A 22,541-nucleotide genomic window follows, 5' to 3' on the forward strand; every position below is an offset into this window, starting at 1 on the left:
TCCGGGGGTCGAAGAGTTTTACTGGCGTACGACACGATCGGCGATGCCTTCGCTCTCGGCGGCCTGGGCCAGCTGCTCGCGGAAGTGGGCAAGAGCCGCTTCGGCATCGATACCGCGGTCGGCCACGGCAGTGGTCCACTCGGCAATCAGATTGTCGGTCACGCCGCGCAGCATCTCGATATCCGCTTCGGGCACCTGGGTAAAGGTGGCACCGCGCTCCTTGCCGAACTCGACGCCGCTCTCGTCGGAGACATCCATCATGTAGCCGAACAGGCGCGACAGGTGCTCGCCGGAGACCGCCTCGATCGCCTCACGATCCTCGGGCGAGATCTGATCCCAGAACATCGGGTTCATGACGATGGCAAAACTGCCGCGGTAGAAGCCGCCATCGACGGTCAGCGTATGCGGCGCGACCTCGGCGACACGGAAGCTGCGCAGGCTTTCCAATGTGAGCATGGCGCCATCGACCACGCCCTGGGAGGCCGCTTCGTAGACACCGGTGGGTGGCAGCGCCACTCCGGTCACGCCCATGGCGTCGGAAAGACCGCTCATCACCCCACCGCCAACCCTCAAGCGCTTGCCGGAGAGCTGATCGAGAGAATCGAACTGGTCGCGGGTGAAGATCTGACCCGGACCGTGCACGCCCATCGCCAGCACGTCGACACCGCGGTGCTCATTGGCCTGCGCCAGGTATTCCTGATGCGTATGCCAGTAGGCCGCGGCGGCATCCTCGGAGGAGAACTCCTCGAAAGTGGGGAATTCGGGTAGCTGCGTAGCCAGGAAACGACCGGCCATATGGGCATGGAAGATCCAGCTGGCGTCGGCGATGCCATCGGCCACGATTTCCATCTGGGCGGCGGGCGGGCCCATGTCGTGAACCACCTCGACGGTCACGCGGCCTTCGGTGGCCTCTTCGATCCAGGCCTTCCAGGTGGGCCAGACGATGGTGTTGATGCCGTGGTTGGGGCCGCCCCAGGTGCTGACGGTAATGGTTTCCTGGGCCAAGGCAGACGTGCCGAGGCTGAAACCGAACGCTGCCACGGCGCCGATCATGAGGCGATTGGTATTCTTCATTGCGTGCTCCTGGGTCGTCACGGGAGGCGTGCTCGTGCCACGTGTGTGCCTGCGTTGTTGTATCGCGGCTGCGCGTTTGCCGGCAGAGGAGATCAGCGCGCGGCAGCCTGTCTTATTCACGCTGTCACCATGCCGCCAGTTACTCTCCTCTGCAACTAATTTGCCATTGATTGGCATTAGACTTAGGTAGCAAAAAAGCCAGAAAGCCATGATCTCTGGCAATTTTCTGCCTTTCTCTTCCCTCTTGCCTCCTCTCCTGGTCCGTGGTTTGCTGGACATATAGTTTCAATAACAACTATGCTGCGATCATTCGAGACAAGCACAATGGCCAAACACGCGTCGCCTCACACAACGACCTGACGACCCCGGAGGAACCATGAGCAAGAAGTTCGCTTCCCACGCCGATACCGAAGAGAAGCAGATCAGCTTCACCAAGCTGGCCGAAGGCCTGTACGCCTACACGGCCGAGGGCGACCCCAACACCGGCGTGGTCATCGGTGACGACAGCGTGATGGTGATCGATACCCAGGCCACGCCGATCATGGCCCAGGACGTGATTCGCCGCATCCGGGAGGTCACCGACCTGCCGATCAAGCATGTGGTGATGACTCACTACCACGCGGTGCGCGTGCTGGGCGCCTCGGCCTACGACGCCGAGAATATCTACGCCAGCCAGAACACCTATGACCTGATCGTCGAACGCGGCCAGCAGGACTACGAGTCAGAGGTCGGCCGCTTCCCGCGTTTGTTCAAGGGCGTCGACTCGGTGCCTGGCCTGACCTGGCCCAACATCGTCTTCCAGAAGGAGCTGACGGTGTTCATGGGCAAGCGCGAGGTGCGCATCATTCACCTCGGCCGCGGCCACACCAAGGGTGACACCGTGGTCTGGCTGCCCGAGGAGAAAGTGATGTTCTCCGGCGACCTGGTCGAGTACGGCGCCACGCCCTATACCGGCGACGCCTACCACGAGGACTGGCCTGCCACGCTGGACCGCCTGCAGGCCATGAACCCACAGAAGCTGGTGCCGGGCCGCGGCGAGGCGCTCACGAGCCCCGAGCAGTGCCAGGAAGCGATCCAGGGTACCCGCGACTTCCTTGCCGACATGTACGAAAGCGTCAAGGCGGGCAAGGCCGCAGGCAAGTCGCTCTCCGAGTGTTACGCCGAGACCTACGCCCTGCTCAAGCCCAAGTACGGCCACTGGGTGATCTTCGACCACTGCGTACCGTTCGACATTACCCGCTGCTATGACGAGGCGGGCGGCGAATACCCCGACCCGCGGATCTGGACCGCCGAGCGCGATACGGCCATGTGGCACTCGCTGCAGGAAGTCGTCGAGAACCAGTAACGCACCACTACCCACTTTGCCGAAGCCATCAATGGCGAGCGGCGCCGGGCTGGTCCCCACCTGCCCGGCAGTCGCGGTCGGAGGAAGCATGCCAATTTCTTACAATAATCCCGTCTATCCATACCATCGCGCGCCGGAGCTCGACCGTGACGATGTGCGCCACTGCCCGGTGGTGATCGTCGGCGCCGGCCCCACCGGCCTGGCGATGGCCATCGACCTGGCGCAGCAGGGCATCGCGAGCGTGGTACTCGACGACAACAACACCGTCAGCGTCGGCTCGCGGGCGATCTGCTTCGCCAAGCGCACGCTGGAGATCCTCGACCGCCTGGGCTGCGCCCAGCCGATGGTCGACAAGGGCGTGACCTGGCAGCGCGGCCGCGTGTTCTTCCAGCAGCGCGAGGTCTACGAATTCGACCTGCTGCCGGAAGAGGGCCATCGCATGCCGGCCTTCATCAACCTGCAGCAGTACTACTTCGAAGAGTACCTGGTGAACCGCGTCGACGAGCTCACCGATCTCATCGAGCTGCGCTGGAAGCACAAGGTCACCGAGGTCGTCAGCCGCCCCGAGCGCAGCGAAGTGCTCGTCTCCACCGAGGATGGCGACTACCGACTCTCCTGCGACTACCTGCTGGTGGCCGATGGCGCCAACAGCAAGATCCGCGACATGCTGGGCCTGGAGAGCAAGGGCCAGGTCTTCCAGGACCACTTCCTGATCGCCGACGTGATCATGAAGGCGGACTTTCCCACCGAGCGCTGGTTCTGGTTCGACCCGCCCTTCCACCCCAACCAGTCGGTGCTGCTGCACCGCCAGCCGGACAACGTCTGGCGCATCGACTTCCAGCTGGGCTGGGATGCCGATCCGGAGGAGGAGAAGAAGGAGGAGAAGATCCGGCCCCGGGTGCAGGCAATGCTCGGCAAGGACGTGGAGTTCGAGCTGGAGTGGGCCAGTGTCTATACCTTCCGCTGCCGCAAGATGGATGACTATATTCACAACCGGGTGTTCTTCATGGGCGACGCCGCGCACCAGGTCTCGCCCTTCGGCGCCCGCGGCGCCAACGGCGCGTTGCAGAGCACCGAGAACCTGGCCTGGAAGCTGGCCCGAGTGCTCAGGGGCCGGGCGCCCGAGGCGCTACTCGCCACCTATAACGACGAGCGCCAGCACGGCGCCGCCGAGAACATTCTCAATTCGACCCGCGCCACCGACTTCATCACGCCCAAGAGCCGCATCAGCCGGCTGTTCCGCGACACTACCCTGGAGCTGGCCGAGCACTACCCCTTTGCCCGCCGCCTGGTCAACAGCGGCCGCCTCTCCATACCGTGCCGCTACGACGGCTCACCGCTCAACGGTCACGAGGCCGAAGGCCTGCCGCTCGAGCTGCGCCCCGGCAGTCCGGCCAAGGATGCCCCGGTGCGGATAGCGGGCCATCCGGCCTGGCTGCTCAATCAACTGGGTGATCGCTTCGTGCTTCTGCTCGACGGCCGCGTCGACAGCGCCCGGGCCGAAAGGCTCAAGGCTGAACTCGAGCCGCTGTTCGCACGGCATGACGATCTCGATCTGTTGGTGGTCGGCCCGGCACCGCATGCGCTCTCCGAGCTGCCGCGCAGCACATCGATCGAGGACACCGAGGCGCTGGTGGGTGAACGCTACGGCCTGACCGGTGGCATCGGCTACCTGATCCGCCCCGACCAGCACGTCGCTGCCCGTTGGAATTCGATCACGGCGGCTGACGTCGATGCAGCACTCGACCGCGCCCTTGGCGTCCATCTTGCCCCTTCCAGCGTACAGGGAGGCACCCATGCCACGGCTTGAACTGAACCCCAACTTCACCGATCCGGACGCCTTCTACGCCGCGTTGACCGAGCTGCACCGCGAGTGCAGCGAAGACGTGAGCGAGCGCATCAATGCCCGGCTGATCCTGCTGCTGGCCAACCATATCGGCGACCAGCAGGTGCTGGAGGAGGCGCTGTCCATTGCCGGCCAGGCCGCGACTCAGCCAGCAGAGGAACAAGCCGGCGAGTGATCGCCGGCAGCTTCCGGTTGCACGGTAAATAAAACAGGTCATCAACAGGACGTTGATAAAGAGGAACCCCGACATGACGACCCAAGCGCTCAAGACCATGAGCGGTTTTCGCAACCACTTCGCCACCGAGGCGCTGCCCGGCGCGCTGCCGGCGGGGCAGAACTCGCCGCAGAAGTGCGCCTACGGCCTCTACGCCGAGCAGCTCACCGGCTCGGCCTTCACCGCGCCGCGTCACGAGAATCTGCGCAGCTGGCTCTACCGCATCCGTCCTTCGGTGGTACAGAGCGAGTACCGCCCGCTGGGCGAAAACCGTGTAGCCACTGCACCGCTGGCCAGGCCCGCCGCCGACCCCAACCAGATGCGCTGGGATCCGCTGCCGATTCCCGCCGAGCCCACCGACTTCATTGACGGGCTACTGACCATCGCGGTCAACGGCGATGCGGGCACCCAGGCCGGCTGCGGCGTTCACGTCTACGCCTTCAATCGCGACATGACCGAGCGCTTTTTCTACAACGCCGACGGCGAGCTGCTGATAGTGCCGCAGCAGGGCGGCCTGCGCCTGCGCACCGAGCTCGGTGAACTCGAGGTCAAGGGCGGCGAGATCGCGGTGATCCCCCGCGGCATGAAGTTCCAGGTGCGACTGGCCCAAGGCAGCGATGCCGCCCGCGGCTACATCTGCGAGAACTACGGTAGCCCGCTGGAGCTGCCCGGCCTCGGTCCCATCGGCGCCAACGGCCTGGCCAACCCGCGCGACTTCGAGAGCCCGGTGGCCGCCTTTGAAGACGTGGAGGGCGACTTCGAGCTGGTGGCCAAGTTCTCGGGCCGCTTCTGGGTGACCAGGCTCGGCCACTCGCCGCTGGACGTGGTGGCCTGGCACGGCAACTACGCGCCCTACAAGTACGACCTGGCGCGCTTCAACACCATCAACACGGTGAGCTTCGACCACCCCGACCCCTCGATCTTCACCGTGCTGACCTCGGCCTCCGATACGCCGGGCATGGCCAACATCGACTTCGTGATCTTCCCGCCGCGCTGGATGGTGGCCGAGAACACCTTCCGCCCGCCCTACTTCCATCGCAACCTGATGAGCGAGTTCATGGGCCTGATCCAAGGCGAGTACGACGCCAAGGCCGAGGGCTTCCTGCCCGGCGGGGCCAGCCTGCACAACTGCATGTCGCCCCACGGCCCGGATGCCGACACCTTCGAGAAGGCCTCCAATGCCGAGCTGACACCGCAGCGCCTGGATGCCACGCTGGCCTTCATGTTCGAGAGCCGCTACGTCTACCATCCGACCGAAGCGGCGCTGAATGCGGACATCCGTCAGCGCGACTACGTCGACGTATGGTCGACCCTGCGCTCGCATTTCGATCCGCAGCAGCCCTGAGCGAGACAGGACAGCCCTGAGCAAGCCCTGAGCGACACAGGAAAGCTGAGCGACGAGACAGCCGAACCGGACGGGGCCGACGAGCCCCGCCCCTGACGAAAGGATTGAGCCAAGATGAAACTCGCTACTCTGAAAAACGGCCGCGACGGCGAACTGCTGGTGGTCTCCCGCGACCTCACCCGCGCGGTTTCCGCCACCGACATCGCCGCCACCCTGCAGCAGGCGATCGAGAACTGGGACACCGCAAGCGCCAAGCTCGAAGCGCGCTACGCCGAACTCAACGACGGCAGCGCCGCAGGCGCCTTCGAACTCGACCAGAGCAAGCTGCACTCGCCGCTGCCGCGCAGCTACCACTGGGCCGACGGCTCCGCCTACCTCAACCACGTCAAGCTGGTGCGCCAGGCGCGCAACGCCGAGATGCCCGAGACGTTCTGGACCGACCCGCTGATGTACCAGGGCGGCGGCGACAAGTTCCTCGCGCCCACCGAGGACATCGAGGCGGTCAGCGAGGAGCACGGCATCGACTTCGAGGGCGAGATCGCGGTGATCACCGATGACGTGCCCATGGCGGTGACGCCGGAGCAGGCCGCCGGCCACATCAAGCTGATCATGCTGGTCAATGACGTCAGCCTGCGCGGGCTGATCCCCGGCGAGCTGGCCAAGGGCTTCGGCTTCTTCCAGGCCAAGCCGGCCTCCGCCTTCTCGCCGATCTGCGTCACCCCCGACGAGCTGGGCGATGCCTGGCAGGACGGCAAGGTCCACCTGCCGCTGACGGTTCACCTCAACGGCGAGAAGTTCGGCGAGCCGGAAGCTGGCCCCGACATGATCTTCAGCTTCCCGCAGTTGGTCGCCCATGCGGCCAAGACCCGCTACCTGGGCGCCGGCGCCATCGTCGGCTCGGGTACCGTCTCCAACCCCGATCCCGACGGCGGCCCCGGAAAGCCGGTCGCGGACGGCGGCGTGGGCTACAGCTGCCTGGCCGAGGTGCGCATGGTCGAGCAGATCCTGCACGGCACGGCCCAGACGCCGTTCATGCGCTTCGGCGACCGCGTGCGCATCGAGATGTTCGACCGCCAGGGCAACAGTATCTTCGGCGCCATCGACCAGCAGGTGGTGCCCTACCAGCCAAAGTGAACGGCCAGGGAGAGTCAACCATGACCACGCTATACGGCTATTTCCGCTCCTCGGCGGCCTATCGGGTGCGCATCGCGCTCAACCTCAAGGGCCTGCCCTACGACCAGGCCCCGGTCAATCTGGTCAAGGGGGACCAGAAGAGCGACGATTTCCGCACGCGAAATCCCCAGGGGCTGGTGCCGGTACTCGAGACCGACGACGGCACCACCCTGACCCAGTCGCTGGCGATCTGCGAGTACCTCGACGAGCGGTACCCCGAACCGCCGCTGCTGCCAGGCGATGCCGAAGGCCGAGCGCGGGTGCGCTCGCTGGCCCAGCTCGTCGCCTGCGAGATGCATCCGCTCAACAACCTCAAGGTGCTCAAGTATCTGGTACATGAGCTCAAGCTGGACGACGACGACAAGCTGGCCTGGTACCGCCACTGGATCGCCGAGGGCTTCACCGCGCTGGAGGCACGGTTGGCCAGCGAGGCCGGCACCGGCATGTTCTGCCATGGGAACAGCCCGACCCTGGCGGATATCTGCCTGGTGCCGCAGGTGTTCAACGCCGAGCGCTTCGAGTGCGATCTTGCGGCCTACCCGACCGTGCGCCGCATCACCGAGCGCTGTCGCGAGCTCGAAGCCTTCGCCAAGGCAGCCCCGGGCGAGCAGCCGGACGCAAGCTGAGCAATCGCGAGTCATTTCGGCTACAATAAGCAGGCTAACGACTGGCGGGCGCCGCTCCTCCCATCGATTCGAGTTCCAGGACTCGAGCCGGGGATAGAGCGTCGCCCGCTGGTCGTCGTTCGCCCCCGGGGCGCCCTTCGAGAATGAGGTCAATGTGCTGAGGCTGAAATCCCCCGCTACGGTGATCACCCTGGCGGCCCTGACCGCACTGGGCCCGCTGGCCACCGACATGTACCTGCCGGCGATGCCGGCCATGGCCGCGGCACTCGACACCGGCCCCGATCAGGTGCAGCTGACCCTGAGCCTGTACATGGCCGGCTTCGCCGCCGCTCAGCTGTTTTGCGGCCCGTTCTCCGACCGCTTCGGACGCAAGCCGGTGATGATCTTCGGCTTCAGCCTGTTTCTTGTCGCGAGCCTGCTGTGCGCCTTCGCCCCGAGCATCGAATGGCTGCTCGCCGGGCGCTTCCTGCAGGCCCTGGGAGGCGCCACCGGCCCCGTGCTGGGCCGTGCCGCGGTGCGTGACATCTACGGCCCCCTCGAGGCCGGGCGCATTCTCTCCTACATGGCCAGTACCATGTCGCTGGCACCGGCGCTGGCGCCCATCGTCGGCGCCGGGCTACTGCTGTTCTTCGGCTGGGAGTCGGTGTTCGTACTGCTGGCACTCTATGCTGCCGTGATGCTGCCGCTGCTGATCCTGGCGCTGCCGGAGCCGCTACCGCCGGAGCGTCGCCAGTCGATCCATCCTGCAGCCATCTTCGGCAACTTCCGCATGCTGCTCGGCCAGCGCGTCTTCATGGGCTATACGCTGACCAACTCGGTGGCCTTCTCGGGGCTGTTTGCCTACCTGTCGGGCTCATCGTTCGTGCTGATCGAGTTCCTCGGCGTCTCGCCTTTCCAGTACGGATTGTTCTTCACCCTGATCGTGGCCGGATTCTTCGTCGGCACCCTGCTCAGCGGCCGCTACAGCCACCGGCTGGGCCGCGAGCGCCTGGTCGGCCTGGGCAGCCTGACTTGCGCCCTTGGGGGATGCCTTATGGCCGCTCTAGCGCTGTCCGAGGTGTTCGCCGCCTGGGCCGTGGTCGGCCCGCATGTCATCTTCATGGTCGGCATGGGCGTGCTGATGCCGCAGTCGATGACCGGCGCCCTGGCCCCCAACCCGCACTGCGCCGGCTCTGCGTCGTCACTGTTCGGCTTCCTGCAGATGACCATTGCCGCCGTGGTCGGCGGTGCGGTGGGCCAGTTGCACGACGGCACCTCGCGCACCATGGCGGTCGTCGTGGCACTGGGTGGCCTGCTGGCCGTAGCTTGCTACCTGGGGCTGGTGCGGCCCGCCGAGCGAGCCATGGCGGCCCAACCGTCGCAGCACCGGGAGGGCTAAGCATGGCTTCACCACCCCGCCTCGTCATTCTGCTGCTGGCCCTGGCCGGCTTCGCCAGCATGGCCTCGATGCGCGTCACCGACGCCATGCTGCCGGCATTGTCCCAGGCCTTCGCCCGCCCGGTTGCCGACGTGGCGCAGAACATCACCCTGTTCGCCATCGCCTACGGCGTAATGCAGCTCTGCTACGGCCCGATGGGGGATCGCTTCGGCACCCTGCGGGTGATCGGCCTGGCCACCCTGGCCTGCGCGTTGGGCGCACTGGGTTCGGCGCTGGCCGAATCGCTGCCTATGCTGCTGGTTTTCCGCACGCTGACCGGTGCCACCGCCGCCGCCATCATCCCGCTCTCCATGGCCTGGGTCGGCGACAACGTGCCCTACGAGCAGCGCCAGGTGACGCTGGCGCACATGCTCTCCGGCGCAGTGATGGGACTGATCTCGGGCCAGGTGGCGGGAGGTTTCCTGGCCGATACGCTGGGCTGGCAGGCCGCGTTCGCCCTGCTCACCCTACTGTTCGTCGCCGCTGGCGGGCTGCTGCTCGAGGCCTTGAGGCGCCAACCGGGCCTGTCACCACCCAAGGTCGACCAGGGCCGTATCGCCTTCTTTTCACGCATTCGCGAAGTGCTGCTGATTGCCCGCGCGCGGCGCATCCTGGCGCTGGTGTTCCTCGAGGGAATCGCCGCCTTCGGCGCCCTGGCCTTCGTGGCCAGCCATCTCTATACCCGATTGGATGTCTCGCTGACTCAGGCCGGGCTGATGGTGGCGCTGTTCGGCGTGGGTGGACTGATCTTCGCCGCCCTGGCACGACCGCTGGTGGCACGCCTGGGCGAACCGGGCCTCGCTGCGGGGGGTGGCGTGCTGATGGGGCTTGGCTTCGTCGGGCTGGCGCTGGCGACACTTCCGGCCCTGGCCACCGCCGCCGCCTTCGCCGCCGGGCTCGGCTTCTACATGATGCACAGCACGCTGCAGATCAACGCCACCCAGATGGCCCCCGCCATGCGCGGCACCGCCATGGCGGTATTCGCCGGCTGCCTGTTTCTCGGCCAGTCGGTGGGCGTCAGCCTCGGCGGGCTGATGCTGCGCCTGGCCGACAGTCAATGGTTGCTGGCAGGCGCCGGGCTGTGGCTGCTCACTCTGGGGCTAATCTTCGGCTGGCTGCTGCGCCAGTGGCACAGCAAGCAGGTGGCGGCTGCCGCGCTGCCATAGCCCGCCGTTGATCAAGTCGCTGGAAAGCCGGCGACCCAGCGCATGGCCTCTTCGAGCTCCCCGGCGTGAAACACACGCATCTCGATCCGGGGAAACAGCTTGTCGGCCAGCTTGGTCGTCGTCTCGATCCAACGCTTGTCGGCGACCACCGCTGCTCGCTTGAAGCGGTGGTACTCTCCCAGCTTGCTGATGGCGTAGCCCAGGTCACGCAGCAAGGCGCCGGGGGTCATATGGTCGAAATCGGTCATGTCGGCCAGTACGCCAATTTGCTCGTTGTCCTCCAGCTTCGCCTCGATGGCGGGAATCAGCGTGTCATAGTCCGCGCTGTGCAGCGTGCCCGATATACGAAACGCCGCCACGTACTCCGGGGCCGGTAGAACCTCTATCATCGTGTCTCCTCCCTGTCTGCCCGGTTGCATCCTTGTCCTGTTCTTACGGCAGCATGGACCAAGGCAGGTTCCCGTGCACGCCGGGCCTCAGCGCCAGAACGGTTTATGTATCTCTCGCTCTACTGTGGCCCGGTCGAGGCCGATATCGGCCAGCAGATGGTCGTCGAGGTTGCGCAGCACTTGCCGTGAGCGGTGGCGCTGCCGCTGGTCCCTGACCAATCGAAACAGGTGGAAGAGGTGTTTGAAAATCATGGCGGCTCTCCTGTCGGTGGGTTCTGACAGGCTATGGCCGAGGAGAAAACCAATACAGATTCAACGGAAAAATAGTTTTGCAATACAGATGGCGCTATTCTGTCTCTGTACCGCCCAAGTCTGCATCTTCTGTACTGAGAAAATAAAAATTCGGTGGATCTGTCATGAAACGTTACGACCAGGTGGCACAGACCCTGACCCAGCGCATCGAGCAGGGCCAATATCGCATCGGCGACCGGCTGCCCTCCGTGCGTGCGCTCTGCCGCGAGCTGGGGGTCAGCGTTTCCACGGTGCAGGAGGCGTACCGCCGCCTGGAGGAGTCCGGTCTGGCCGAGGCTCGCCCGCGCTCGGGCTACTATGTGCTGCCCCGGCCGACCCCGGGCGTGCTGCCGAAGATATCGCGCCCCGCCCAGCGCCCGCTGGATGTTTCCCAGTGGGACCAGGTGCTCGAATTGGTGGCACGCTCCCCAATCGACGATCGCCTGCTGATGCTGGGGCGCGGTACTCCCGACCTCAATGCTGCCAGCCTGCGCCCCCTGCAGCGTCAGTTGAGCACGCTACATCGGCATGTGGCAGCCCACGGGCTCAACTACGACAGCCTGCAGGGCAGCCTCGAGCTACGCCGCCAGATCGTGCGGCTGGCCGACAAGTCGGGCTGTCTGCTGCATCCCGACGACGTGCTGATCACCACCGGCTGCCAGGAAGCGCTTTCGCTCGCCCTGCGCACCTTGACCGAACCCGGCGATGTGGTCGCCGTGGACTCACCGAGCTTTTACGGCACCATGCAGATTCTCAAGGCGCAGAAGCTCAAGGCGCTGGAGATCCCCACCGACCCGCGCAGCGGCATCAGCCTGGAGGCGCTGGAGCTGGCGCTCGAGCAGTGGCCGATCAAGGCGATCCAGGTCACGCCCACCTGCAACAACCCGCTCGGCTATACCATGCCCGAGGCGCGCAAGCGCGCGCTGGTCGCCCTGGCCCAGCGCTTCGACGTGGCCATCGTCGAGGACGACATCTACGGTGACCTCTCCTTCGACACGCCCAGGCCGCGCACCCTCAAGAGCTTCGACGACGATGGCCGGGTGCTGCTGTGCAGCGCTTTCTCCAAGACGCTGGTGCCTGGGCTGCGGGTCGGCTGGATGGCGCCGGGGCGCTACCGCGACCAGGCGCTGCACATGAAGTACGTCTCCACCGGCGCTTCGGCCACGCTGCCGCAACTGGCGGTGGCGGAGTTCGTCCAGCACGGCCATTACGAGCGCCACCTGCGCGAGATGATCCGTCAGTACCACCAGCATCGCGACATCATGATCGACTGGGTAACGCGCCATTTCCCCGCCGGTACCGGGGTCAGCTATCCCCAGGGCGGCTTCCTGCTGTGGCTGGAACTGCCGGGAAATATCGACTGCGTACGCCTCAAGGAGCGCCTGGCAAGCGAAGGACTGCACATCACACCGGGTTCGCTGTTCTCGGCCTCGGGCAAGTACCGCCACTGCCTGCGCCTGAACTACGCCGCGGCGATGACTCCCGCCGTTGAAGCCGGCGTGAGGCATGTCGGCGAGGCGGTAACGGCACTGCTGGGGCAGGAAGTGCCGGCCTGACTCACGACCTCGTAGTCGTGCTCGCTTGCGCCGTTGCAGCCATTTCCGGCTCGGCACCTTGCAGTGCGGGCAGCAGGTAGCGCTGCCACAGGGCCTGCTCGTGCTCGGCGCGGAAGAAGCCGAAGTGGCCGATGCGGGCCAGGCCTGCCTCCTCCGGCCGGATACGCAGCAGGGTGCGCGGCGCATTGGCATAGAAGCCGTGCAGCGACTCGGTGTTGCGCGCCGACATGAAGTCGTCATCGCTGAAGGAGAGCGAAACCACCGGAGCCCGGACCGCGGCGAAGCGCTCACGCACGCCGGGCTCCGCTCCTACGACATACTCCGGATGCAGGCACCAGCGCCGCCACTGCTCGACCACGCCGCGTGGCAGGTCGCCCACCATATTGAGCCGCTTGCCGGGAAAATAGCCCAGCAGCGGTGTGAGCAGCGGCACGGCACCGAACCAGAACAGCCACACCCGCCGCTTCAGCGCCGGTGCGTTCTCGCGCCAGTAGCCGCTGCCACAGGCCACGGTAACGATGCGCTCGAACTTCTCGTGTCCCGGTACCAGCGGCAGAATCTGGCCGCCCAGGCTGTGGCCGATCCAATGGATCGGCAGCCCCGGTGCGTGGCGCTCCAGCGCCTCGATCATCGCCGCGGCGTCGTAGCGCGCCCAGTCGAGGATGCTGGCCTGGAAGCCCCGCAACCGCGCGGGACGCGACGCTCCCATGCCACGGTAGTCGAAGGTGGCCACGGCCATCCCTTGCCCCGCCAGCCACTGAGCCAGAGGAGCATAGAAGCGCTGGGACACACCCATCGCGGGTGCGATCAGCACCGCTGCCTTGGGCTTCGCCGGGGTGACGAAGCGGGCGGCGATGGCTACGCCGTCACTGCTCTGTACCTGCCGTTCCTCGATCCTGGGTTCCATCTCGTTGCCTCCTCGCCATGTCGCGGATACCGCCGAGCGGGCTCGCCAAACCATGGTAAGGTGTGGAGCCAACTCCACAGTCAAGGGGTTTTTTACGCATGCTGATCGGCGAGCTGGAAAGAGCCAGCGGCCTTGGCCGCGACACCATTCGCTTCTACGAAAAGCGCGGCCTGATCACGCCGCCGCAGAGGCACGAAAACGGCTACCGCGACTACACCGAGCAGACCCTGGCCGAGCTGCGCTTCGTGCGCCGCGCCCGTGAGCTGGAATTCAGTATCGACGAGATCCGCGAAGCAATGCCGCACTTCCGCCCCGAGCCACCGTTTTGCGACGAGCTGGAGGCCCGGCTGTTGCACAAGCGCGAGGCGTTCTGCACCCAGATCCGTGAGGCCGAAGCCAAGATCGCCATGATCGATGACCTGCTCGCACGGCTGAATGCGGCCACCGCCTGAGCCGTTGCGATGTGTCTCACGATCCGCTCAATCGTCCTGCGGTGGAAGTAGCGACTGCTCAAAGGACTCGGCATTGGGGCAGAACTCCCGACACTCCTCCTGCGAGGCATCGTGGCGTAGCGCCAACCAGCAGGTCGCGACCCTGGGGCAGGCACTGCAAACAGTACGCAGGGAATGGATGGCCGGGTCGCGGCTACAGGTGGTCGGATCGAGGCCAAAGCGTCTCATCATCACGGGTAGCAGGGAGATAGCGGGAGAAAAATCCGCCAGCTCCCGACTGGCCAGGCTGCGCGCAATCGCCTGCTCCAGCGAAGGGCTCATGGGATGAGCCAAGTCATGAATCAGCACACTCAGTGCTTTTGGCTCGCAGCACCTGAGCTCGAGCAGGGCCCGCTCGCCTTCGAGAAAGTCGTGCAGCTGCTTCTCGTCACGTGGCGGCGGGAGAGACTCTTGGGGAGGTCGAGGTTTACTCATCGAGGCGTTCCTCTACGGTCAGTTCTTACCGTAGCGCCTCTGCCATGACTCGCCTTGACCCCGCTCAATATATGGCCATAGAAGTAAGTCCTCACTTACTCGAGGCTAGCCGTCGCCATCAACGGGAAACGCCTGCGATTCCCCGCCGGGCCTCCTCGATGGCCGCCATCACCCGTTCGGCGTCGCCTACGCGATGGGCAAGTGCCAGCGCCAGTTGGGCGAGAAACAGCCGCTCCTGGGCTTCGGGCAGTTCATCCAGAGTCTCGGCCAGATGTTCGTAGATCTGCTCCAGGTCGGCAAAGGGCAGTGTCATATCGCTCAGTGTCGTGTCGCTCATCTCACTCTCCTCCCAAAGCAGCAACGAGGGCAGGTTCCAGGTCGGCAGGATCAAGGCGCTTCCAGCGTGCCGCCACGTGGCGGTCGGGGCGCACCAGGTAGGCACTGCCCGGCTCGGCGCCATAGGCACCGAACAGGCTGCCATCCCTATCGCCCAAAGCTCCCTCGGCCCCAGGCTCGCGGGCCACGCGCAGCAGCCCGATTTGCTGGCCCCGGGACTGCAACGCGGCCAGGCGATCAGCCAGCTCGGCGTCGACCCGACCAGCCTGGCTGAAGTGCAGCAGGGTGAATCCGCTACCCAAGTGGTCGAGCAGGTAGTCGCCCTCGCCCAGGCGATGATTGAACAGCGGCGCGCCGGGCATCGGCCCGCTGTCGAAGTCATCCGTATCAGCCAGCGTCAGCGGGCTCTCGCCGTAGGTGTATGGCGTGACCTGGCGCGGATTGGCGAAGCCGCTGGCGTAGTCGTTATGCAGGGCCAAAGCCAGGGCGGCATCGCGCATCAGCTGGTAGCCCCGGCTCGGCGGGGTCATGAAACGGGTACTCTTGCCGGCATTGGCGAAGACGTCCAGGGTGGCGCCACGCCGCTCGGGGCTGTAGCTGTCGAGCAGCCGCTCTGGCGCCAGCCCCTTGAGCACCCAGGCAAGCTTCCAGCCGGCGTTGGCGGCATCGGCGAAGCCGTTGTTGAGTCCCCGCACGCCGAAGATCGGCACCAGGTGGGCGCTGTCGCCGACAAACAGCACCCGGCCATGGCGGTAGTCGTCCAGCGCCAGGGTGTGGGCCTTGTAGAGGCTCCACCACTCCAGCTCCCAAACGTCGCCTTCGCCCAGCACCTCGCGCACGATCAGGCCAACTTTTTCGCGAATGCTCGCCTCCGCCACCGCCTGCTCCGGGTCCTCGTCAGGGCCGAGCTGATAATCAATGCGCCAGATATCGTCGGGCTGCTTGTGCACCAGGAGGGTGGTGTCGGGCAGGGCGCGAGAGTGGAAGAAGGCACGCCGCTCGGTGGGAAAGTCGGAGCGCAGGCGGATATCGGCGATCACGTAGCGCCCCTCGTAGGCCTCGCCGTGCAGTGCGAGCCCGAACGCCTTGCGCACTATGCTGCGCGCGCCGTCGGCAGCCAGCAGGTAACCGCATTCGAGTCGATAGTCGCCCTCGGGGGTGGTCACCTCGAGGATCACGCCATCCGCATCCTGGCTCACGCCGGTAACCGCGCTCTGCCAGCGCAGCTCGACAAGCCCGCTCTCTGCGGCCTTGTCGATCAGGAACCGTTCGATGTACTGCTGCTGCAAATTGATCATCGGCAGGAAGCGTTCCTGCTCGGAGTGGGGCATCTCGAAGCGCAAGATCTCGCGGTCGCGGAAGTAGGTGCGCCCCCGGGTCCATCCCAGCCCCTTTGCCACGAAGGGAGCCTCGACGCCGAGCTGCTGCAGGGTCTCCAGGCTGTGGCGGGAGATGCAGATCGCCCGCGAGCCGTCGTTGACGGTGGCCTTGTCGTCGAGCACCACCGAGGCGATGCCATGGCGCGCCAGTTCCAGGGCAGCGGTAACGCCCACCGGACCGGCGCCGACGATGGCAACGCGGTGACGCGCCGATTGCCCGTCGAGCTCGGCGGGACGAACGAAAGGAAAACGGGGATAATCGAAATAGAGCGAATCGGTGTCGGCGCGTCCGGCGGGGCGCATTGGCAGCTCCTGTCAGCATTGTTGTCTGCTGACAGGCTATCGCGAAGTCGACATGACGACTGTCCCGCAAAAGCCGGGACAAGGCGCTTGCAGGTGGAGGACGAGATGGCCGCAGTCAGCGATGAGCAGAGCACCGATTGGCCGAACCTGATGCCGGCCATGGCAGAGTGCGTGGCGTGCCTGGGCGAGGCGGGCTTCGACGAGGCGCTGCTGGCCCTGCTGCGCCGGGCGGTGCGCATCGAGCAGTGCATGGTATTTGCCTTCGACGGCCGCGACGAGATCGACTGCCTGCTGGCCGACAATCGGCGAGCACCGCAGGTAGCCGGCCGCCTGGCCGAACTCTACACCGGCGGCCTGTTCCGCCAGGACCCCAACTATCAGCGCCTGCGCCAGCTTCTGGATTATGGTGACAGCGAAAGGGCCGCTGCGGAAGTCACCCCGATGCAGGCCAAGGCGATGCCGGAGGCCTACCGCAGCCACCTGTTCGCCTTTCCCGACCTGATCGACAAGGTATCGCTCACCCTGCCGGGCGAGCAGAGTGTCTACTACCTCAACCTCTATCGCGGTAGTGCGGCCGGCCCGTTCGATCGTGACGACCTGGCCCGACTGGATACCCTGGCCCCGCTGCTGGCCAGCTTGATCCGCCGCCACTACGGCCAGGCCAGGCCCGACTCACCACAGCGGCCCAGCGCCGAGGAGGTCGCCATTCTCGCCCCGCTCTCCGAGCGCGAGCGTCAGCTGTGCCTGTATCTCCTGCGCGGCCATACCCTCAAGACCGCCGCCGCCGAACTCGATATCGCCCTATCCACCGCCGAAACCTACCGCAAACGCGCCTATGCCAAGCTCGGCGTACCCTCCAAGGCACGGCTGGTGGCGCTGTGCCGGCGGCGGTGAGCGAGAGAAACAGAAACGATACGATTATTCACCCGTATCACCATTTATTCGACTGGAACGCACCCTTCAAGCACTGGGCCCGATCTTCAGTAAGCCTGGTTGTGATACTCTCTGCACCGTCAATATTTCTTGCCAGTATCACTGGCAGATCCATCATCTTGCCGGGGTCGTCTCTCCATGTCGTCTGCTACCGAGTGCGTTGCTTCTCTGATCGACAACTTTCAGAGCCGTCGGCCGCTGCGCTCAGGCTCGCTGATCATCACGCTCTACGGCGATGCCATCGTACCCCGCGGAGGCACCGTGTGGCTGGGCAGCATTTCCCAGTTGCTGGAGCCCATCGGCGTCAACGAGCGCCTGGTGCGAACGTCGGTCTATCGCCTGACCCAGGAAACCTGGCTACAGGGAGAAAAGGTCGGACGACGCAGCTACTACAGCCTCAGTGGGCCGGGGCGCAGACGCTTCGAACAGGCCTTCAAGCGTGTCTACTACGGTAACGGCGAGGTCTGGGACGGGGGCTGGACCTTGGTCTTCCTGGGTCAGTTGGACGCAGCCGAGCGCACCCGTGCCAAGGAGGAGCTGGAATGGCTGGGCTTCGGTGCCTTCGCCAATGGTGTACTGGCTCATCCGCGCAGGCATCGCGGTGAGGTTTTCGGCCTCCTTCAGGAGCTCGGCATAGCGGAAGATGCCATCGTCCTGCATAGCGAGACCAGCGAGCCCCTGGCCCCCAAGGCGCTGCGCCTGCAGGTACGCGAAAGCTGGAACCTGGATCAGCTGGCGGAGAGCTACAATCGTTTTCTCGCCCAGTTCCGGCCGCTGTGGAAGAGCCTGAGTGAGGGACAGCCGATAAGCGACCAGGACGCCTTCATCGCCCGCACCCTGCTGATCCATGAGTATCGCAAGGTGCAACTGCGCGACCCTCAACTACCCGAAGAGCTGCTGCCCACCGCCTGGGAAGGGCGCAACGCTCGCCAGCTCTGCCGCAACATCTATCGTGAGATCTATCAGGGCGCCGAGCGCTGGCTGGATCGCCACCTGGAAACCGCCGAAGGCCCACTGCCGGCCCCCGGCCCCAGTTTCTACCAGCGCTTCGGCGGCCTGGAGTAGTTCGAGCCCGAGTTCGCCTGCCGGCATGGCAGCGTTACCCCTCCTTGCCGAGGCTCTGCTGCTTGGGCTGGGTATCGCCGGCATTGAGCCGCGGCCGATCGCTATCCAGCTCGGCTAGCGGTTCACAGGGCTCCAGGCTATCCCTGCAGCGCTCGGTCAAGCGCTGGTACTCGCGGGTGCCCTGCTGTTTCCAGGCTACCTCCTGGTCGCTCAGCTCACGCTTGACCGTGGCTGGCGCACCCACCACCAGCGATTGGGGCGGGCATTCGAAGCCGGTCTTGACGAAGGCCGCGGCGGCGACGATCGAGCGCGCACCGATCACGGCGTTGTCCATCACCACGGCGTTCATACCCACCATGGCGTCCTGCCCCACCACGCAGCCGTGCAGCACGGCGCCATGGCCGATATGGCCATCCTTCTCCACCTTGGTGACACAACCGGGAAAGCCGTGCATCACGCAGGTATCCTGCAGGTTGGCACCCTCTTCCAGAACCAGCTGACCAAAGTCGCCGCGCATCACTGCGCCGGGCCCCACGTAGCAGCCCGGGCCGACGATGACGTCGCCGATCAACACTGCGGTGGGGTGCACATAGGCGGTGGGGTGAACCACCGGAGTCACTCCTTCGAGTCGATAACAGGGCATGACGCGCTTCCTCAGTTGAGCTGGCCGTGGCGACGGCCCTGCACACCACGAAGCGGCGAACCGAAGGCTTGGCCGCCTATATCGACGGTTGTATCCAGGATCTCGCGTGACGGCCGAGCATTTGCCGGACTTGCCGAGGCATGAGCGACTCTTGCCTCAATCCGATACGAGATATCACAGTAGATTATTCATTGCGTAATAAAACATCAAACCATCCGACTGTTCCCGCGCCTGGTATAGTGCTACCGAAGCGTCGTAAAAAATAAACTTATTAACAGTTTAGAGAGGAATTGTCGCATGGAGCGGCCAGCCTTAGACCATGGTCTAACTTATCCACATCAGATAATGATTGGTAAGGGACAAACCATTGACAAAAAGACATAAAAAATCCTCCCCACCGAAAAACGATACGATTAATCCATCTATTCAAAGTTGATGCGTATCAAAAAAAATCTATACTCGATCCCATGCTCGGCTCGCCCATGCAGGCCGCGAGCCATTGCCGCGCCTATCCGCACCCAAGGCGAGGGCACCTATACACCAACCTGCGTCGCCCGGAGGTGGCTGAACGCTCCCATCCAGGCAGCAGAGTGGGCCGCAGGATGATGCTCCCTCACCAACGGGCACTGAACACAGGAAAACGACTATGAGTGAAACGCCCCTGCTCCATACCGTGGAAGACGGTGTCGCCCGCCTCACATTGAACCGGCCTGACAGCCTCAACAGCTTCAACGCCGAACTGCATGCCGCCATGCGTGAGGCACTCGAGGCGGTTCGCCAGGACAACAGCGTGCGCGCTCTGCTGCTGACCGGCAGCGGCCGCGGCTTCTGTGCGGGGCAGGACCTTTCCGACCGTGCCGTGGCCCCCGGCGCTGAAGCACCGGACCTGGGCGAGTCCCTGGAGAAGCGCTACAACCCGATGCTACGCGCTCTGCGCGACCTGCCCTTCCCCACCGTGTGCGCGGTAAACGGCGTGGCCGCCGGCGCCGGCGCCAATATCGCCCTGGCCTGCGACCTCGTACTGGCGGCACGCTCGGCCAGCTTCATACAGGCCTTCTGCAAGATCGGCCTGATTCCGGATTCCGGCGGCACCTGGACCCTGCCGCGCCTGGTGGGCATGGCCCGCGCCAAGGGGCTGGCCATGCTGGGCGACAAGCTCAGCGCCGAGCAGGCCGAGCAGTGGGGCATGATCTGGAAAGTGGTGGATGACGAGGCACTGCAGGACGAGGCGCTGACCCTGGCGCGGCATCTGGCCACCCAGCCGACCCGCGGCCTGGCACTGATCAAGCGTGCCCTGCATGCCAGCGCAGACAACGACTTCGACGCCCAACTGGACCTGGAGCGTGATCTTCAGCGTCTCGCCGGTCGCACCGACGATTATCGCGAGGGCGTCAGCGCCTTCATGGAAAAGCGCAAACCCAGCTTCAAGGGGAAGTGAGGTGACTGTCCTCGGAGACCATCCATGTCAGATACAGAGCTGAACCCGCAGCAGTTGGCCGAGGCCTGCGCCGAAACCATGTTTTCCCGCGACAACGCCAGTCAGGGGCTGGGCATGCGCATCGAGAGCGTGGCCCCGGGGCGAGCCGTACTCACCATGACGGTGCGCGAGGATATGGTGCAGGGGCACGGCAACTGCCACGGCGGCTTCATCTTTGCCCTGGCCGACTCCGCCTTCGCCTTCGCCTGCAACACCTACGACGAGGCCACCGTGGCCGCCGGCTGCAGCATCGATTACCTGGGGCCGGGCCAGCTTGGCGACGTGCTCACCGCCACCGCCGAGGAGCGCAGCCGTCGCGGCCGTACCGGCATCTACGACATCACCGTGCGCAACCAGCACGGTCACGAAGTCGCCCTGTTCCGCGGCCGCTCCTACAAGATCCGCGGCAGCGTACGTCGCCTGGAAGAGACTGCAACAGAGAGCCAAGCATGAAAGACGCCCTGATCATCGCCAAGCAGGCCTTTGCATCGGCGTGCCTCTGATACAGCGCAACGACTATAACAATCCTCCGACCGGAGAAGCCTGATGACACAGACCGTCGAACGCCTCAACAACTCGGCTCTCGATCAGATGGAACTCGCCAGCATCGATGAGCTGCGCGCCACCCAGCTCAAGCGGCTCAGGTGGAGCCTTCGGCACGCCTACGACAACGTGCCCTTTTATCGTCGCTCCTTCGACAGCGCCGGCCTGCACCCCGAAGACGTCAAGAGCCTCGAGGACCTCGGTAAGCTCCCCTTCACCACCAAGGCCGACTTGCGCGACAACTACCCCTTCGGCATGTTCGCCACGCCGATGAGCGACATCGTGCGCGTGCATGCGTCCAGCGGCACCACCGGTCAGCCCACCGTGGTGGGCTATACCCAGCGGGATATCGACACCTGGGCCGACGTGGTGGCACGCTCCATCCGAGCCGCCGGCGGCACCCGCAACGACAAGGTGCACGTGGCCTACGGCTACGGCCTGTTCACCGGCGGCCTGGGCGCGCATTACGGCGCCGAGCGCCTGGGCTGCACCGTGATTCCGATGTCCGGGGGCCAGACCGAGAAACAGGTCCAACTGATCCGTGACTTCCAGCCGGACATCATCATGGTCACCCCCTCCTACATGCTCAACATCGCCGATGAGATGGAGCGCCAAGGCATCGACCCCCACCAGCTACCGTTGCGCGCCGGCATCTTCGGTGCCGAGCCCTGGACCAACGACATGCGAACCGCGCTGGAGAAGCGCCTGGGCATCGATGCGCTGGACATCTACGGCCTCTCCGAGGTGATGGGGCCCGGCGTCGGCATGGAGTGCCTGGAAACCAAGGATGGCCCCACCATCTGGGAGGATCACTTCTACCCCGAGATCATCGACCCGGTGACCGGCGAGGTGCTGCCGGACGGCGAGTACGGCGAGCTGGTGTTCACCACCCTGACCAAGGAAGCGCTGCCGGTGATCCGCTACCGCACCCGCGACCTGACCCGCCTGCTGCCCGGCACCGCCCGCCCCATGCGGCGTATCGACAAGATCACCGGCCGCAGCGACGACATGCTGATCATCCGCGGGGTCAACGTCTTCCCGACCCAGATCGAGGAGCAGATCCTCAAGATCGAGCGGCTCTCGCCCCATTACGAAATCGAAGTGAGCCGTCAAGGCAACCTGGACATGGTGTGCGTGCGCGTCGAGGCATGCAGCAACGATGTCGCCCGCGACCCCATCGATTGCGAGGAGCTAGCCGAGCAACTGCAGCACGCCATCAAGACCTATGTGGGAATCAGCACCCAGGTCGACGTGTGCGGTATCGAAGAAGTCATGCGTTCCGTGGGCAAGGCCAAGCGCGTCAAGGATCTGCGCTGAGCCGAGCACGCTGCTTTCGCGACCCCGCTTGTCGTTCATGTATTTCTTTCTAGCCCCTCCACGGGGCTTTTTTATATCAATTCTAGGACAGCGCTACGCCGTGCGACTCCCGCCTGCTCATTCAATCATTTTATTTGGCATGTCATGACGACACCTTGTCATGCCAAGGTATAAAGCGACACGCAAGGAACATAATTGATAAAAAATTCTGTGTCACTATACTCCAAGGTAAGACGACAAGCGTTCCCCTGCTTGAGACGACGCGGAGGT

Annotated in this window: 23 protein-coding genes; 15 read left to right on the plus strand and 8 right to left on the minus strand. The window is 64.9% G+C overall.

Annotated elements, in window-relative coordinates; genetic code table 11:
- Positions 1-18 precede the first annotated feature (18 nt).
- The gene (locus SPH52_RS12605; protein WP_411795381.1) at positions 19-1,074 is read right to left on the minus strand and encodes a TRAP transporter substrate-binding protein; all 1,056 of its coding nucleotides are present in this window, start codon (positions 1,072-1,074) and stop codon (positions 19-21) included.
- A gap of 376 nt (positions 1,075-1,450) precedes the next feature.
- On the opposite strand from SPH52_RS12605, the gene SPH52_RS12610 reads away from it, so the two are divergent.
- The 8 genes from SPH52_RS12610 to SPH52_RS12645 all read left to right on the plus strand — a co-directional run bounded on the left by SPH52_RS12610 (position 1,451) and on the right by SPH52_RS12645 (position 10,206).
- On the plus strand, positions 1,451-2,419 hold the full coding sequence (locus SPH52_RS12610; RefSeq protein WP_411795382.1) for an MBL fold metallo-hydrolase: 969 nt from the start codon (positions 1,451-1,453) through the stop codon (positions 2,417-2,419).
- 88 nt (positions 2,420-2,507) lie between these two features.
- The gene (locus tag SPH52_RS12615; protein ID WP_411795383.1) at positions 2,508-4,229 is read left to right on the plus strand and encodes an FAD-dependent oxidoreductase; all 1,722 of its coding nucleotides are present in this window, start codon (positions 2,508-2,510) and stop codon (positions 4,227-4,229) included.
- Positions 4,216-4,440, plus strand: a complete 225-nt coding sequence (locus SPH52_RS12620; protein WP_411795384.1) for a DUF2783 domain-containing protein — start codon at positions 4,216-4,218, stop codon at positions 4,438-4,440. The genes SPH52_RS12615 and SPH52_RS12620 overlap by 14 nt, the downstream gene beginning before the upstream one ends.
- 73 nt (positions 4,441-4,513) lie before the next feature.
- Positions 4,514-5,824, plus strand: coding sequence for a homogentisate 1,2-dioxygenase (hmgA, locus tag SPH52_RS12625; protein ID WP_411795385.1), 1,311 nt, complete (start codon positions 4,514-4,516; stop codon positions 5,822-5,824).
- A gap of 114 nt (positions 5,825-5,938) precedes the next feature.
- Positions 5,939-6,958, plus strand: coding sequence for a fumarylacetoacetate hydrolase family protein (locus SPH52_RS12630; protein WP_411795386.1), 1,020 nt, complete (start codon positions 5,939-5,941; stop codon positions 6,956-6,958).
- 20 nt (positions 6,959-6,978) lie between these two features.
- Positions 6,979-7,623 carry a maleylacetoacetate isomerase gene (maiA, locus tag SPH52_RS12635; protein WP_411795387.1) on the plus strand — a complete coding sequence of 215 codons (645 nt, stop codon included), beginning with the start codon at positions 6,979-6,981 and terminating at the stop codon, positions 7,621-7,623.
- Positions 7,624-7,777: 154 nt separating this feature from the next.
- The gene (locus SPH52_RS12640; RefSeq protein ID WP_411795388.1) at positions 7,778-9,001 is read left to right on the plus strand and encodes a multidrug effflux MFS transporter; all 1,224 of its coding nucleotides are present in this window, start codon (positions 7,778-7,780) and stop codon (positions 8,999-9,001) included.
- Positions 9,002-9,003: 2 nt separating this feature from the next.
- Positions 9,004-10,206: an MFS transporter gene (locus SPH52_RS12645; RefSeq protein ID WP_411795389.1), complete on the plus strand. Its 1,203-nt coding sequence runs from the start codon at positions 9,004-9,006 to the stop codon at positions 10,204-10,206.
- Positions 10,207-10,217: 11 nt separating this feature from the next.
- On the opposite strand, the gene SPH52_RS12650 is transcribed toward SPH52_RS12645, so the two are convergent.
- Positions 10,218-10,595: an STAS/SEC14 domain-containing protein gene (locus SPH52_RS12650; RefSeq protein ID WP_411795390.1), complete on the minus strand. Its 378-nt coding sequence runs from the start codon at positions 10,593-10,595 to the stop codon at positions 10,218-10,220.
- An 87-nt stretch (positions 10,596-10,682) separates the two neighbouring features.
- Entirely contained in the window at positions 10,683-10,847 is a 165-nt protein-coding gene (locus SPH52_RS12655; protein ID WP_411795391.1) for a DUF1127 domain-containing protein, read from the minus strand.
- A 164-nt stretch (positions 10,848-11,011) separates the two neighbouring features.
- Here SPH52_RS12655 and SPH52_RS12660 point away from each other — a divergent pair, with 164 nt between their 5' ends.
- Positions 11,012-12,442, plus strand: a complete 1,431-nt coding sequence (locus tag SPH52_RS12660; RefSeq protein ID WP_411795392.1) for a PLP-dependent aminotransferase family protein — start codon at positions 11,012-11,014, stop codon at positions 12,440-12,442.
- Position 12,443: 1 nt separating this feature from the next.
- Here SPH52_RS12660 and SPH52_RS12665 read toward each other — a convergent pair whose 3' ends face one another.
- The gene (locus SPH52_RS12665; RefSeq protein WP_411795393.1) at positions 12,444-13,349 is read right to left on the minus strand and encodes an alpha/beta fold hydrolase; all 906 of its coding nucleotides are present in this window, start codon (positions 13,347-13,349) and stop codon (positions 12,444-12,446) included.
- A gap of 98 nt (positions 13,350-13,447) precedes the next feature.
- Here SPH52_RS12665 and SPH52_RS12670 point away from each other — a divergent pair, with 98 nt between their 5' ends.
- Positions 13,448-13,801, plus strand: coding sequence for a MerR family transcriptional regulator (locus SPH52_RS12670; RefSeq protein WP_411795394.1), 354 nt, complete (start codon positions 13,448-13,450; stop codon positions 13,799-13,801).
- A gap of 27 nt (positions 13,802-13,828) precedes the next feature.
- On the opposite strand, the gene SPH52_RS12675 is transcribed toward SPH52_RS12670, so the two are convergent.
- The 3 genes from SPH52_RS12675 to SPH52_RS12685 all read right to left on the minus strand — a co-directional run bounded on the left by SPH52_RS12675 (position 13,829) and on the right by SPH52_RS12685 (position 16,293).
- Entirely contained in the window at positions 13,829-14,275 is a 447-nt protein-coding gene (locus SPH52_RS12675) for a hypothetical protein (RefSeq protein WP_411795395.1), read from the minus strand.
- 118 nt (positions 14,276-14,393) lie between these two features.
- Positions 14,394-14,612, minus strand: coding sequence for a DUF2783 domain-containing protein (locus SPH52_RS12680; RefSeq protein WP_411795396.1), 219 nt, complete (start codon positions 14,610-14,612; stop codon positions 14,394-14,396).
- A 1-nt stretch (position 14,613) separates the two neighbouring features.
- On the minus strand, positions 14,614-16,293 hold the full coding sequence (locus SPH52_RS12685; protein ID WP_411795397.1) for an FAD-dependent monooxygenase: 1,680 nt from the start codon (positions 16,291-16,293) through the stop codon (positions 14,614-14,616).
- 105 nt (positions 16,294-16,398) lie between these two features.
- On the opposite strand from SPH52_RS12685, the gene SPH52_RS12690 reads away from it, so the two are divergent.
- Both SPH52_RS12690 and paaX read left to right on the plus strand, forming a co-directional pair.
- Positions 16,399-17,187, plus strand: coding sequence for a helix-turn-helix domain-containing protein (locus SPH52_RS12690; RefSeq protein ID WP_411795398.1), 789 nt, complete (start codon positions 16,399-16,401; stop codon positions 17,185-17,187).
- Positions 17,188-17,364: 177 nt separating this feature from the next.
- Positions 17,365-18,291: a phenylacetic acid degradation operon negative regulatory protein PaaX gene (paaX, locus tag SPH52_RS12695; protein ID WP_411795399.1), complete on the plus strand. Its 927-nt coding sequence runs from the start codon at positions 17,365-17,367 to the stop codon at positions 18,289-18,291.
- A 34-nt stretch (positions 18,292-18,325) separates the two neighbouring features.
- Here paaX and paaY read toward each other — a convergent pair whose 3' ends face one another.
- The gene (paaY, locus tag SPH52_RS12700; protein ID WP_411795400.1) at positions 18,326-18,934 is read right to left on the minus strand and encodes a phenylacetic acid degradation protein PaaY; all 609 of its coding nucleotides are present in this window, start codon (positions 18,932-18,934) and stop codon (positions 18,326-18,328) included.
- Positions 18,935-19,580: 646 nt separating this feature from the next.
- Between paaY and paaG the strand changes: the two genes are divergently transcribed.
- The 3 genes from paaG (at position 19,581) to paaK (ending at position 22,271) form a co-directional block, all read left to right on the plus strand.
- On the plus strand, positions 19,581-20,372 hold the full coding sequence (gene paaG / locus SPH52_RS12705; RefSeq protein ID WP_263581951.1) for a 2-(1,2-epoxy-1,2-dihydrophenyl)acetyl-CoA isomerase PaaG: 792 nt from the start codon (positions 19,581-19,583) through the stop codon (positions 20,370-20,372).
- Between the two features lie 24 nt (positions 20,373-20,396).
- The gene (gene paaI / locus SPH52_RS12710; protein WP_411795401.1) at positions 20,397-20,864 is read left to right on the plus strand and encodes a hydroxyphenylacetyl-CoA thioesterase PaaI; all 468 of its coding nucleotides are present in this window, start codon (positions 20,397-20,399) and stop codon (positions 20,862-20,864) included.
- 93 nt (positions 20,865-20,957) lie between these two features.
- Positions 20,958-22,271 carry a phenylacetate--CoA ligase PaaK gene (gene paaK, locus SPH52_RS12715; protein WP_411795402.1) on the plus strand — a complete coding sequence of 438 codons (1,314 nt, stop codon included), beginning with the start codon at positions 20,958-20,960 and terminating at the stop codon, positions 22,269-22,271.
- Positions 22,272-22,541 lie beyond the last annotated feature (270 nt).

It is taken from the genome of Halomonas sp. A29, from assembly GCF_046723295.1.
GTDB lineage: Bacteria > Pseudomonadota > Gammaproteobacteria > Pseudomonadales > Halomonadaceae > Halomonas.